The sequence below is a fragment of the Micrococcus sp. KBS0714 genome, assembly GCF_002008305.4.
Classification (GTDB): Bacteria; Actinomycetota; Actinomycetes; order Actinomycetales; family Micrococcaceae; genus Micrococcus; species Micrococcus luteus.
Genome location: NZ_CP042169.1, coordinates 2,324,905 through 2,337,104, shown reverse-complemented (window position 1 = coordinate 2,337,104; position 12,200 = coordinate 2,324,905). Strand labels below are relative to the sequence as shown.

At 74.2% G+C, this 12,200-nt stretch carries 12 protein-coding genes; 8 read left to right on the top strand and 4 right to left on the bottom strand.

Annotated elements, in window-relative coordinates; translation table 11 throughout:
• The 3 genes from B1A86_RS10675 to B1A86_RS10665 all read left to right on the top strand — a co-directional run bounded on the left by B1A86_RS10675 (window position 1) and on the right by B1A86_RS10665 (window position 3,608).
• Window positions 1–1,095 carry a permease gene (locus tag B1A86_RS10675; RefSeq protein ID WP_010079957.1) on the top strand — a complete coding sequence of 365 codons (1,095 nt, stop codon included), beginning with the start codon at window positions 1–3 and terminating at the stop codon, window positions 1,093–1,095.
• A 310-nt stretch (window positions 1,096–1,405) separates the two neighbouring features.
• A complete protein-coding gene (locus tag B1A86_RS10670) occupies window positions 1,406–2,032 on the top strand; it encodes a hypothetical protein (protein ID WP_036317507.1) in 627 nt (208 codons plus the stop codon).
• A 58-nt stretch (window positions 2,033–2,090) separates the two neighbouring features.
• Window positions 2,091–3,608 carry a SulP family inorganic anion transporter gene (locus B1A86_RS10665; RefSeq protein ID WP_036317509.1) on the top strand — a complete coding sequence of 506 codons (1,518 nt, stop codon included), beginning with the start codon at window positions 2,091–2,093 and terminating at the stop codon, window positions 3,606–3,608.
• A 10-nt stretch (window positions 3,609–3,618) separates the two neighbouring features.
• Here B1A86_RS10665 and B1A86_RS10660 read toward each other — a convergent pair whose 3' ends face one another.
• Window positions 3,619–4,032 (bottom strand): VOC family protein, encoded by a 414-nt coding sequence (locus B1A86_RS10660; protein WP_020621736.1) that lies wholly within the window; start codon window positions 4,030–4,032, stop codon window positions 3,619–3,621.
• Window positions 4,033–4,175: 143 nt separating this feature from the next.
• On the opposite strand from B1A86_RS10660, the gene B1A86_RS10655 reads away from it, so the two are divergent.
• From B1A86_RS10655 to B1A86_RS10640, 4 genes are all read left to right on the top strand, one after another.
• Window positions 4,176–5,129 (top strand): CPBP family intramembrane glutamic endopeptidase, encoded by a 954-nt coding sequence (locus tag B1A86_RS10655; protein ID WP_036317511.1) that lies wholly within the window; start codon window positions 4,176–4,178, stop codon window positions 5,127–5,129.
• A gap of 1 nt (window position 5,130) precedes the next feature.
• Window positions 5,131–6,543, top strand: a complete 1,413-nt coding sequence (locus B1A86_RS10650; protein ID WP_078025675.1) for an MATE family efflux transporter — start codon at window positions 5,131–5,133, stop codon at window positions 6,541–6,543.
• Between the two features lie 60 nt (window positions 6,544–6,603).
• The gene (locus B1A86_RS10645; RefSeq protein ID WP_010079963.1) at window positions 6,604–7,185 is read left to right on the top strand and encodes a hypothetical protein; all 582 of its coding nucleotides are present in this window, start codon (window positions 6,604–6,606) and stop codon (window positions 7,183–7,185) included.
• 190 nt (window positions 7,186–7,375) lie between these two features.
• Window positions 7,376–7,777, top strand: coding sequence for a hypothetical protein (locus B1A86_RS10640; protein ID WP_002856779.1), 402 nt, complete (start codon window positions 7,376–7,378; stop codon window positions 7,775–7,777).
• Window positions 7,778–7,787: 10 nt separating this feature from the next.
• On the opposite strand, the gene B1A86_RS10635 is transcribed toward B1A86_RS10640, so the two are convergent.
• Together B1A86_RS10635 and B1A86_RS10630 are read right to left on the bottom strand one after the other, a co-directional pair.
• On the bottom strand, window positions 7,788–8,774 hold the full coding sequence (locus tag B1A86_RS10635) for an L-lactate dehydrogenase (protein ID WP_078025676.1): 987 nt from the start codon (window positions 8,772–8,774) through the stop codon (window positions 7,788–7,790).
• Between the two features lie 96 nt (window positions 8,775–8,870).
• Window positions 8,871–9,647, bottom strand: a complete 777-nt coding sequence (locus B1A86_RS10630; protein WP_078025677.1) for a CGNR zinc finger domain-containing protein — start codon at window positions 9,645–9,647, stop codon at window positions 8,871–8,873.
• Between the two features lie 167 nt (window positions 9,648–9,814).
• Here B1A86_RS10630 and B1A86_RS10625 point away from each other — a divergent pair, with 167 nt between their 5' ends.
• Window positions 9,815–11,470 (top strand): thiamine pyrophosphate-dependent enzyme, encoded by a 1,656-nt coding sequence (locus tag B1A86_RS10625; protein ID WP_036341620.1) that lies wholly within the window; start codon window positions 9,815–9,817, stop codon window positions 11,468–11,470.
• 32 nt (window positions 11,471–11,502) lie between these two features.
• Here the strand turns inward: B1A86_RS10625 and B1A86_RS10620 are convergent, their stop codons facing one another.
• Window positions 11,503–12,063: a GNAT family N-acetyltransferase gene (locus tag B1A86_RS10620; RefSeq protein WP_036341622.1), complete on the bottom strand. Its 561-nt coding sequence runs from the start codon at window positions 12,061–12,063 to the stop codon at window positions 11,503–11,505.
• Between the last annotated feature and the right edge of the window lie 137 nt (window positions 12,064–12,200).

Below are 12,200 nucleotides of genomic sequence, written 5' to 3'. Positions count from 1 at the left end.
GTGAACCTGAGGACCCTGCTGCGCGAGGCCCTCACCGCCGCCCGCACCGCGCCCGTGCCCTCCGCCCTCGTGCTGTTGGTGGTGGCCGCCATGTGCTTCGCGGCCGTCGCCACGGTGGGCCGTCAGGCGGCCACGGAGGCCGCCGTCGCCGCGGAGCTCTCCGGGCCCGCGGCGCGCGTGCTCACCGTGACGGACTCGGGTGGCACCGGCTTCCTCACCGGCGCCACCGTCGCCACCCTCGCCGGTCTCGACTCCGCCGAGGCCGCCCTGGCCCGCGACATGCCCGTGGACACGGTGAACGCCGCGATCGGTGCGGGCGGGACTCGCGTGGCGGTGACCCACGTGGTGGGCACCGTCGACCGCGGCGTCGAGCTCACGCGCGGCCGCCTGCCGGGCCCCGGGGAGGTGGTGGTGCCCGAGGCGAAGCTGGCCGAGCTGGGCCTGGCCCAGCCCTCCGGAGCGCTCGAGTCCGGAGACGGACGCCAGTGGGCCGTGGTGGGCGCGTTCGAGGCGCTCACCCCGTTCGAGGACCTCGCGGACTACGCGATTGCCGTGCCCGCCGCGCCGGCCTCCCTCGTGGTCCAGCAGGTCCGTGTCCTGGCCCCGGACACCGCCGGCACCCGCGCCATGCAGGACTCGGCCCTGGCCGTGATCGACCCCGACCCTCGCTCCTCGCAGGTGCAGACCGCGCGGGCGCTGGCCGCCGGGAACGCGACGATCACCGGGGAGCTGGCCGGACTCGGCCGGTCCCTGCTGCTGCTCATCCTCGGGGCGGGCGCCTTCTTCGTGGCGATCGTGGTGCTCGCCGACGTGCTCATCCGTCGCCGCGACCTCGGCCGCCGCCGCACCCTGGGCATCGGCCGCGCGGACCTCGTGCTGCTCGTGGCGGTCCGCACCGCCGCGCCGGCGGTGCTCGGGGCGGTGGTGGGCGCGGGGACGGGCTACGCCGTCGTCGTGGGGCAGGGCGGGGCGCTGGGGCTGGACTTCGTGGCGGGGGTGGCCGTGCTCGCCGCGCTGACCGCCGTGGTGGCGAGCCTGCTCCCGGCGGCCTTCGCGGCGTTCCGCGACCCCGTGCGGGTGATGCGCACGGCGTGACGGGTGCGCGCGGGGGTGGCCCGTTGCCTGCGGGGGTGGGTGCCGGCGCGGGTGCTCCCTGGCGATGCCGCCCGAGTCGCCTCTCGGGGTTCCGTGGGCAGGGCAACCGGTTCCGTGGGCGGGTCAGCCGGTTCCGTGGGCAGAAGAGTGACTCCTTCCGCCCACGGAACCTGAATCGCCGCCGGTTCTGCCCACGGAACCCTGCCCACGAAGCCCTGCCCACGAAGCCCTGCCCACGGGACGCGGGGATTCTGGAACACTGGGACGCACGCCTCATGCGGCCGGACCGCGGCGGGCGGAGAGGAGGGCCATGACGCGCACCAGCACGTACGGGTTCCGGGAGGGGACGCTGGACACCGTCCGGCGCAGCATGCGGACCGTCGCGGTGCATCGCGACGACGGCGAGCTCGTCGGCCGGGTGGTCCGTGGGGAGCTGGCGGGCTGCGAACGCACCGGCACGTTCCGCTGGGAGTCGATCGGCGGTGCCGCCACCACGGTGGGGATCCGCCGGGCCACGTGGCGCAGCGCGGTGGGCCGCCTGCTGCGCCCGACCTATGCCGTGACGCATCGACCGGAGGTCACGGCACCGGCCGAGGGGGAGCCACCGGCGCCCGTGCATGACGAGCTCAAGGAGATCTGGGGCGAGAACGTGCTCTACTTCGCCGTCGACGGGACGGTCCAGGGGCGTCGCGTGGTGGCCCGCGCGGACTGGGACGGCTCCGTGGAGGTGCGGGCACAGGGGGAGGACGGCGGCCGGCCACGGCGGGTCGCCCGGTTCCACTCGGGTGGGATGTTCTCCCTGACCCGCGTCGAGGTGGATCACGAGGCCGCCGGCACCACACGGGACGGTGCGCTGTTCGGCGTGCTCATGCTGCTGCCGTTCGTGGCGCGCCTCCATCGGGAGGAGTCCTCGCTGATCGAGGAGCTGCTCGGCTGAGTGCACGCTCCGCGTCGTCCGCGCCTGCCGCGTCCGGGGCCGCCGCTACCCTCGAGGCATGCCCGCCCCCGCCGCCACCACCACGACGACGCCGCCCGCCACGCCCCGCGAGCGGCAGTCGGTGCTGCGCACCCTGCGCACCCCGCGGTGGCTGGGCACCGAGGTGTTGGCCGCGGTCGTGGTGGCGCTCGCCCTGATCCCGGAGGCCATCGCGTTCTCGATCATCGCGGGCGTGGATCCGCGCGTCGGGCTGTTCGCGTCCTTCACCATGGCCGTCACCACGGCGATCGTGGGCGGCCGGCCCGCCATGATCTCCGCGGCCACGGGGGCGGTGGCGCTGGTCGTCGCACCGCTGTCCCACGCGTACGGGGTGGGGCACCTGCTTGCCGCGATCATCCTCGGCGGCGTCATCCAGATCCTGCTCGGCGTGTTCGGTGTGGCCCGGCTCATGCGGTTCGTCCCGCGCTCGGTGATGGTGGGGTTCGTCAACGCGTTGGCCATCCTCGTGTTCACCTCGCAGCTGCCCGAGCTGATCGGCGTCCCGTGGCTCGTGTACCCGCTCACGGCGTTGGCCCTGGCGATCGTGGTGCTGTTGCCGCGGCTCACCACGGCGGTGCCGGCGACGCTCGTGGCCGTCGTCGTGGTCACCGCCCTGGTGATGGCCGCCGGCCTGGCCGTGCCGCGCGTGGGGGACCGGGGCGCGCTGCCGGATGCGCTGCCCGTGCTCGGCCTGCCGGACGTCCCGCTGACGTGGGAGACCCTCCGGTTGATCCTGCCGTTCAGCGTCGGCATCGCGTTCGTGGGGTTGCTCGAGTCCCTGCTCACCGCGAAGCTGGTGGACGACATCACCGACACCCGCTCGGACAAGACGCGCGAGTCCTGGGGGCAGGGTGTCGCGAACGTGGTCTCGGGGTTGTTCGGCGGCATGGGCGGCTGCGCCGTGGTGGGGCAGACCATGATGAACGTCAAGGCGAACGGCGCCCGCACCCGGATCTCCACGTTCCTCGCGGGCGTGTTCCTGCTGGTGCTCGTGGTGGCCTTCGGCGGCTTCGTGGCGCAGATCCCCATGGCCGCGCTCGTGGGCGTGATGATGTTCGTGGCCGCCGCCACCTTCGATTGGCATTCGGTGCGCCCCGCCACCCTGCGCGCGATGCCGCGCTCGGAGACCGCCGTCATGGTCGTGACCGTGGCGGCCACGGTGCTCACTCACAACCTCGCGATCGGCGTGGGTGTGGGCGTGCTCGCTGCGCTGGTGCTCTTCGCTCAGCGCGTCTCGCGTCTGGTCACGGTGGTCCGCGAGGTCCACGACGACGGCGACGCCGTCACGTATCGCGTGCACGGCGCCCTGTTCTTCGCGTCCTCGAACGACCTCTACTCGCAGTTCGAGTACGCCCTCGACCCGCCGCGCGTCGTGATCGACATGAGTGCCGCGCACGTGTGGGACGCCTCCACTGTGGCCGCGCTCGACTCGGTGCTGACCAAGTACGCCCGGCACGGGATCCACGCCGAGGTGACGGGGCTGAACGAGGCCTCCGCGGCGATGCACGCGCGCCTCACCGGGCGACTCGGCGCCTGAGCCGGCGGGCTCAGGCGGTGACGAACTCCCACTGGTGCCCGTCCGGGTCGACGATCTCGCGGGAGTGCATGCCGGAGTCGGCCATCTCCTCGCGCAGGTCCTCGGGCAGGGGCACCTCGGCGGCGCCGAGCTCGATCGCCCGGTCCGCCAGGGCGTCCACCGCCGCGGCGTCGCCGACGGTCAGCGCCATGAGGGCGGAGTTGGTGGTGAGGCAGTCGGCGATCTCACGGTTGCCGATGAAGTCGGTGTAGTAGCCGGGGCTGAGGTACATCGCGTACGTCGACTCGGTGAGCTCGATGCACACCGAGTGCTCGTCCGAGTAGTCGTCCATTGCGGTGGCGCCCAGGGTCGTCCAGAACTCACGGATCCGCTCGGTGTCCGTCGTCGGGAGGTTGATGAACACCGGCTGGGAGAACAAGGCCATGGGGAGCACCGTAGACGAGGCGTTCGGCCCGCCGCCACCGCGCGCGTGTCGCGGGCGCGCGGGCGTGGCGTGGGCCACGGAGCCGCTCCCGACGACGGCGCCCGCGGCCTGGCGCGTCCGCCCCCGTTGGTAGCGTGGCCGCCATGAGCGTTCCTCCCTCTGGCCCGCCGGCCGGTCCGCCCGCCGGCTGGCCGCCGTCGGGCCGGCCGTCCGCCCGCCGCGCCGCCGTCGCCCCGAGCCTGCACGGGCACCCCGGCGCCCCCGGTGGCGTCCCCGCCGGCTGGCCCGGCCGCCGGCCCGCGGCCCGCCCCGCGCCGGACTGGACCCCGGGTCGGTTCCACTGGGGCGACGCCGTCGTGGTGCTCGTGTACGTGGCGCTCATGGTGCTCGGGCTGGGGCTGTGGCTGGCGGTGTCGCTCGGCCTGGTCCCCGGTGACCTCGAGGCGTTCGACCTGGTCCGCGACGGGTTCACGGTGAACATCGTCAGCTACGCGATCCTCGTGGTGCTCGTGCTGGCCGTGGCCTGGCGCCCGCTCGTGACGTCGCTGCGGGTGTTCCGCACGGGGACGTGGTGGAAGCTGTTGCTGCTGCCCGCCACGTGGCTGGCGTGCATCGTCGTGAACGTGATCGTGCTGAGCCTCATCGGGGAGGCGCAGACCAGCGCCAACCAGGCCGCGCTCGAGGAGATGACCACGCAGGCCCCGCCCGTGCTCATGATCCTCATGACCGTGGTGGCCGCCCCGCTCGTGGAGGAGTACCTGTTCCGCCACCTGCTGATCGGCAAGCTCTCCCGCTGGATCAACGTGTGGGTGTGCGCCGTGGTCTCCGTGCTCGCGTTCACACTCCTGCACTTCCTCGGCACCGGCGGCGACTTCCGGCTCGTGGAGACCGTCCCGTACCTGACCCTCGCGGTGGCGATCACGGTGTCCTACATCCTGATGGGCCGCTCGTTCGGGTACGCGGTGCTGCTGCACATGGTGAACAACGGCATCGCCATCGCGATGCTCTACCTCGTGGCCCCCCTGCTGCCGGACACGCTGCCCGGCCCCACTGCCCCGACCACGGCGCTGGCCCCGCTGCTGGCCCTGCTGGGCTGAGATGGCGGGACCCTCCGGCTCGACGGCGGCGCCCGCCCCGCAGGACGCGCGCGCCCTCACGCGGCGCATCCTCGCGCTCGCGGTCCCCGCGTTCGGCGCGCTCATCGCGGAGCCGCTGTTCCTGCTGGCCGACACCGCGATCATCGGGCACCTGGGCACGGCCCAGCTGGCCGGCGTCGGGATCGGCACCACCATCCTGCACACGCTCACCGGCCTCATGATCTTCCTGGCCTACGCCACCACCCCGGCGGTGGCCCGGCTGATCGGGGCGGGGAACCTGGCCGCCGCGATGGACCGCGGCCGCGACGGCATCTGGCTGGGCCTGCTGCTCGGCGCGGTGCTGGCCGTCCTCGGCTGGCTCGCGGCCCCCGCGCTGACGGCGGCCCTCGGCGCGACGGGCGAGGTGCAGGCCCACGCCGTCGCCTACCTGCGCTGGTCCATGCCGGGGCTGCCGGCCCTGCTGGCCGTGCTCGCGGCCACCGGGGTGCTCCGCGGCCTCCAGGACACCGTGACGCCGCTCGTGGTGGCGGGTGTGGGCTTCGGCGCGAACATCGGGCTGAACGTGGCCCTGGTGTACGGGCTGGGCTGGGGCGTGGCCGGCTCGGCCGTCGGCACGTCCGTGGTGCAGTGGGCGATGCTCGTGACGTACCTGTTCGTGCTGGCCCCGCGCTTCCGCCGCTCGGGCACGGCGTGGGCGCCCCGCGCGTCGGGCATGCGGGCCACGGCCCAGGTGGGCTCGTGGCTGCTGCTGCGCACCGCGAGCCTGCGCGCGGCCATCCTCATCACCGTCATGGCCGCCGCCGGCGCGGGCGACCTCACCCTCGCCGCGCACCAGCTCGTCTTCACGCTGTTCTCCACGCTGGCGTTCGCCCTCGACGCCCTCGCGATCGCCGCGCAGGCCCTGATCGGCGCCGAGCTCGGGGCCGCCCGGCCGGACGCCGCCCGTCGCCTCACCCGGACGATGGTGCGCTGGGGGCTGGGCTTCGGCGTCGTGACCGGGGCCGTGCTGGCCCTGGCGGCACCGGTGCTGCCGGGGCTGTTCACCACGGACCCGACCGTGCAGGCCGCCGCCACCGTGGGCCTGTGGGTGCTGGCCGCCGGGCAGCCGGTGGCCGGGTACGTGTTCGTGCTGGACGGCGTGCTGATCGGCGCCGGCGACGCCCGCTACCTCGCCCTCGCCGGCCTCGTGAACCTCGTGGTCTACGCGCCGGCGCTCTGGGTGCTCGCGCAGCTCGCCACGGGCGGGTTCGGCTGGACCGCGGCCTGGCCCGGACCGAACGCCGCCGTGCCCGACGCCGGCGTGCAGCTGGGCCTGCTCTGGCTCGGCTTCGCGGGGGTCTACATGGGGATGCGGGCGCTCACCCTCGGCTGGCGGGCCCGGCGCGACGACTGGATGCGGCTCGGCGTCGTGTGAGCGCGTCCGGGCGGTGACGCGCGGGCCGGGCCGCGGCCGCACGGCTCCTAGACTGGGGCGGTGGCTACCGTGCAGACCCCCCTCGAGATCTCGTCCGTGGTGTTCAAGCCGATCCTGATCCGCGCCGTGGTGGCGCTGGCGTTCGGTCTGACCACCGTGTTCGTCGCCGAGCCGGGCCTGACGTGGATGAAGGTCATGTTCGCGCTGTATCTGGCGTTCTCCGGTTCGGCGATGTGGGAGTACCTGCGCCGCGACCCGGTGCCCGTGGCCATGCGCTCCCCGCTGTCGCTGGCGGCGGCCGCGTGGATGCTCGGCGTGATCGTGCTGCTGTTCCTGGGGTCCCCGGCCGCGGTGGGCGTGGCGGCCGGCGCCGCCCTCGTGCTCGGCGGGGTCGCCGAGCTCGTGGCGTGGGCCCGCCACCGCCGCGAGTTCATCCCCGCGCGGGACCAGCTGTGGACCGGGCTCGTGGGCCTGCTCTCCGGGGGCGGGGTGGTCGTGGCCGCCCTGCAGGGCTTCGGCCCGCACGCCCTGCTCGGCATCGCCGGCGGCGGGGCGATCCTGATCGGGGTGCTCCTGATGGTCTCCGGTCTCGGCTTCCACCACGAGGTGCGCCGGGACCGCGGCACGGCCAGGGGCCTCTGAACCGGGCCGACGTCGCCGCTCCGACCCGCGGGGCGGACGTTCGCCGGGGGAGGACCTCGGGGCCCCGAGGGGCCACCCGTCGGCCGGACGCGTAGACTGGCTCCGGTCCGCCGCGCCCCGAGGGCCTCAGCCCCGGGCGCCTGCGCGGGCCGTGTCGCCCCAGCCGCCCCCAGCCGTCAGGAGTCCCGCCGTGAGCGCACCGTCCCCCCGCCCGTCCGCCGATCGCGCCGGATCCGGCCGCCCGGCACGCGGCGGTCTGCGCACCACGGTCAAGGGCCCGCTCGTCTTCTCCGCCGTGCTCGGCCTGATCGGTGGGGTGATCGCCGGCATCACGGCCTCCGGCGGCACGCAGAATCCGCTGCGCATCGACATCGCGCTGATCGCCTTCGGCGTCTTCTTCATGACGTCGCTCGTGGTGGTGGCCATGCTGCAGCTCGCCGCGCGCGAGAACCCGGACCACCTCTCCCAGGGCTCCGGCGTGAACCGGTCCTCCGAGGAGATGTTCCGCAAGGCCGCCGCCGACCGCCGCGCCCAGGCCGCCCGGGAGCGCCGCGAGCAGGGCGGCACCGGAGGCGACGCCCCGCGCGCCTGAGGCCGGCGCCTCAGAACCCGAGGCTGCGTGCCTCCCGCCGCAGCGCGTCCGCCGAGGCGTGCAGCGCCCGCATCTCCGCGGCGTCCAGCTCGGGCTGGATCACGCGTGTGACGCCGTCGCGCCCCACCACGGACGGCATGGACAGGGCGACGTCGGAGAGCCCGTGGACGCCGTCGAGCACGGTGGAGACCGGCAGGATGGCGTGCTGGTCGCGCAGGATCGCCTCGAGCAGGCGGGTCGTGGCCACGCCGACCGCGTACGTGGTGGCGCCCTTGCCCTGGATCACCTCGTAGGCCGCGTTGACCACGGTGTCCGCGACTTCGTCCAGGTCGGCGCGGGTGAACAGCGGGTCGGCCGGCGTCGGCCACTCGAGGAGGGGCGTCGGGCCGATGCGCGCCGAGCTCCACGCGGGGAACTCCGTGTCCCCGTGCTCGCCGAGGATGGCCGCGTGCACCGACGACGCGTGGACCTGCGCCCGCGACGCCAGCAGCCACCGCAGGCGGGACGTGTCCAGCAGGGTGCCCGAGCCGATCACCCGGCCGGCCGGCAGGCCGGTGAGGCGCTGGGCCACCAGCGTGAGGACGTCCACGGGATTGGTGACGAGCACGATCAGCGCGTCCGGCGCGTGCGCCTGCACCTGGGGCAGCAGGCCGCGCAGGATCTCCACGTTGTGCGCGCCGAGGTCGAGGCGGGTCTGCCCCGGCTTCTGCTTGGCGCCGGCCGTGATCACGACGACCTCGCAGCCGGCCAGGACGTCCGGGTCCGCGCCGCCGGTCATCGCGGATGCAGAGGTGAACGGGGTGCCGTGGGCCAGGTCGAGGACCTCGGCGCGGACCTTGGGCTCGTCGATGTCGTAGAGGGCGACCTCGCGGGCGACGCCGCGGATCAGCGCCGCGTAGCAGATCGCGGTGCCGACGCCGCCGGCCCCCACGACGCCGACCTTGCGGTGGGCGGGTCCGAGGGACGCGGGGGTGTGGGCGGGGGTGTGCTCGCTCATGTCTCGCAGGCTAGGGGCGTCCGGCCGGCCGACGGAACCAGAGGCCGCCCCGTCCCCGGATGTTCAGCGGCGGGTCACCTGGCGGGTGGGGCCGGGTCAGTCCTTCTTCTTGTCCGACTTCTTCTTGCGGGCCTTCTTCTCCGCCTTCTTGCGGGCCTTCTTCTCCGCCTTCTTCTCCGCCTTCTTGCGCTCCTTCTTCTCCTTCTCGGTCTCCTGGCGGGGCTTGTCGGCGGGGGCCGCCTCATCCGCGACGGCCTCCGGCGCCTCCGCCTCCTCCGGACCGGCCGGATCCGTCGCGGGTGCGGCCTCCGCCGCCTCGGCCAGGCGTGCCCGGTAGGAGCGCACGTGGGTGCGGTTGGCGCAGTTGGCCTCGTCGCAGAAGCGCTTGGACCGGTTCCGGCTGGCGTCCACGAGCGCGTTCTCGCAGTCCTCGCCCTCGCACACGCGCAGGCGGACCAGCTCGCCGTCCATCGCGGTCTCCGCCAGCGCGAGGGCGGCCATCGCGGCCAGCCGCTCGACCGCGTCGGCGGGGACCTGTGCCGGGGCCAGCCCGACGACGTCGCCCCCGGCCGTCAGCCGCAGCGGCCCGGCCGCGGCGAGGAGGGCGTTCACGCGCTCCACGGCGGCCGCCTCGTCCACGGCGGCGAGGGCCCAGACCTCGGCCAGACGGCCGCGGAGCTCGCGGCCGCGCACGGCCGCGGCGGCGGCCAGGCGGAGGCGGACCTCGTCCTCCTGGAGTTCAGGGACGAGGGAGGGCAGCTGCGTGGCGGCGGTGAACCGCTCGTCCGCCGGCTGACCGCCCCGCAGGCCGGGGGCGGTGTTCAGGAACGCGGCCAGGGAGGCGAGGCGGGTGAGCGTCGGCGCGGAGAGCATGGGGAAATCGTACGGCGGGCCCGCCCTCCCGTCACCGGCTTCACGCCGCGTATCGGGTCGCCTCCGGCGCCGCCCCGTCCAGTACCCTGACCCCCACGGACCCCGTCTGCACGGCGGGGTGCACCCACGGGGCCGGAGGGGCCCCCGAACCAGCACAGGAGACCTCCATGTCCCAGACCTCCCAGGCGACCGGTCGCCTCTCCGCCGGGCACGTCATCGTCAAGACCCTCGAGTCCCACGGCGTGAAGCGCGTCTACTCCGTGCCGGGCGAGTCCTACCTGGACGTCCTGGACGGCCTGCACGACTCGGGCATCGAGAACGTGGTGTGCCGCCACGAGGGCGGCGCCACGTACATGGCCGAGGCCGACGGCAAGATGAACGTGGTCCCTGGCGTCGCCATGGTGACGCGCGGCCCGGGCGCCGCGAACGCCCACGTCGGCCTGCACACCGCGTGGCAGGACTCGACGGCGCTCGTCCTGTTCGTCGGCCTGATCCCGTTCGAGCACCGCGACCGCGAGGCCTTCCAGGAGTTCGACCCGCACGCCTGGTTCGGCACCGGTGCGAAGCGCGTGATGGTCCTGGACCACCCGGAGCGCGCCTCCGAGATCGTGGCCGAGGCCATGTTCGCCGCCAGCTCGGGCCGGCCCGGGCCCGTCGTCGTCGGCCTGCCGGAGGACGTGATCCGTGAGGAGATCGATGCGCACCTGCACCCGCAGATCCCCGTGGCCTCAGGCGGCATGACCGTGGGGGACTGGAAGTCCCTGCACGCCGCGCTCAAGGAGTCCCGCAAGCCGCTGTTCATCACCGGTGGCAACGACTGGACGGACGAGGGTGCGCAGACCCTGACGACGTGGCTGGAGGAGCACAAGATCCCCGCCGCCGCCGAGTGGCGCACCGAGGGCACCGTGCCGTTCTCCTCGCCGTCCTACGTGGGCCCGATCGGCTACGGCCGCCCGAAGCCGACCTACGACATGCTCGAGGAGACCGACCTCATCGTGTTCGTCGGCACCGTGCCGGGCGACGTCGTGACCAATGGCTTCACCATCCGCCAGAACTGGGACAAGAAGAACTTCCTGGTCACCATCGACCCGTCCCTGCGCGGCCGCTCCGGCCCCGTGTCCCACCAGATCGTGGCCAAGCCGGACGGGTTCATCCGCGACCTCGTCCGCATGGAGCTCGAGGTCAAGCCGGAGTGGGAGGAGTGGACCTCCCGCATGCGCGGCGAGCAGGAGAAGTTCGCGGCCCTGCCCCCGGCCGAGCCGTCCGAGGGCCAGGCGAAGATGGCCACGCTCATGGCCAACCTGGTGCCGAAGCTGCCGAAGGACTCGATGATCTCCCTCGGCGCGGGCGAGCACACCAACTGGGCGCACCGGTACTTCCCGACCGAGGGCTATCGCTCCATGATCTCGGCCCGCAACGGCTCCATGGGCTACTCGGTGCCGGGTGCCGTGGCCGCGTCCCTGAACTTCCCGGACCGCACCGTGGTGACCATCGCCGGCGACGGCGAGTTCCTCATGAACGGCCAGGAGCTGGCGACCGCCGCGCAGTACGGCGCCACGCCCCTCGTGATCGTCATGGACAACCAGGAGTACGGCACCATCCGCACCCACCAGGAGCGCCAGTACCCCGGGCGCGTCTCCGGCACCCAGCTGAAGAACCCCGACTTCGCCGCCATGGCCCAGGCGTTCGGCGGCTTCGGGGTGCGCGTGGAGCGGGACGCGGACGTGCCGGCGGCCGTGGACGCGGCGCTCAAGGCGGTCCAGGAGGAGGGCCGGTTCGCGCTCATCCACCTGATCGTGGAGCAGCGCGTCAAGGCCTACTGAGGCCGGCGGCGCGGTCCCCGCCGTCCCTCCGGTCAGGCCGCCGTCGTGGGGACGTCGAAGCGCAGCTGGGGCACGGGGAAGGGCGCACCGTCGAGGTCCGCCTCGACCCGGTCCCGCAGCACGCCCCCGCACGCACGGATCGTGGCCACGGAGGCGGTGTTCGTCTCGTCGCACGTGAGCAGGGCGGCGGGCACCCCGCGTGCGGCCAGCAGCGTCAGGGCGCCGCGCAGCAGCCGCGCGGCGTGGCCCCGCCGCCGGAACGCGGGGCGCACCGCATAGCCCACGTGTCCGTTGACGTGCCGCAGCGCCTCGTTCAGCTCCCACCGCACGGACACCCGGCCCACCAGCTCACCGTTCTCGTCCACGCCCACGTAGAAGGAGGCGGGCGCGCGGCCGGGCTCGACGTCGCCGCGCGCCTCGGCGGCGAACGCGCGGCGGACCGCGGGGAAGGAGCGGGTGCCGGCCATCAGGAAGTCGAACCCCTCCCGATGCAGCTCGGCGTCCGCCTCGCGCGCCGCGATCTCGTCCGCGGCGCGCAGCGGGCGCAGCAGGAGGCCGTCCACGGTGACGGTGGGGCTGGGGTCCGGGAGCATGTGCCGAGTGTACGAGGGGGACGCCGGGCGTGGCCGCGTGAGCCGCCCGCCGCCCCAGCCCTCCTCCCCTCCCCACCCCCTGCGCCGTGAGCCAGACGTTTCGGTCGTGATCAGCCCCTGATTGCAGCCGAAACGTC

Bases quoted from the DNA above. Each gene is read 5' to 3' on its own strand.
- B1A86_RS10650 (WP_078025675.1), top strand. From the start codon at position 5,131: ATGGCGGGACCCTCCGGCTCGACGGCGGCGCCCGCCCCGCAGGACGCG.
- B1A86_RS10625 (WP_036341620.1), top strand. From the start codon at position 9,815: ATGTCCCAGACCTCCCAGGCGACCGGTCGCCTCTCCGCCGGGCACGTC.
- B1A86_RS10655 (WP_036317511.1), top strand. From the start codon at position 4,176: ATGAGCGTTCCTCCCTCTGGCCCGCCGGCCGGTCCGCCCGCCGGCTGG.
- B1A86_RS10670 (WP_036317507.1), top strand. From the start codon at position 1,406: ATGACGCGCACCAGCACGTACGGGTTCCGGGAGGGGACGCTGGACACC.
- B1A86_RS10660 (WP_020621736.1), bottom strand. From the start codon at position 4,032: ATGGCCTTGTTCTCCCAGCCGGTGTTCATCAACCTCCCGACGACGGAC.
- B1A86_RS10620 (WP_036341622.1), bottom strand. From the start codon at position 12,063: ATGCTCCCGGACCCCAGCCCCACCGTCACCGTGGACGGCCTCCTGCTG.
- B1A86_RS10635 (WP_078025676.1), bottom strand. From the start codon at position 8,774: ATGAGCGAGCACACCCCCGCCCACACCCCCGCGTCCCTCGGACCCGCC.
- B1A86_RS10665 (WP_036317509.1), top strand. From the start codon at position 2,091: ATGCCCGCCCCCGCCGCCACCACCACGACGACGCCGCCCGCCACGCCC.
- B1A86_RS10630 (WP_078025677.1), bottom strand. From the start codon at position 9,647: ATGCTCTCCGCGCCGACGCTCACCCGCCTCGCCTCCCTGGCCGCGTTC.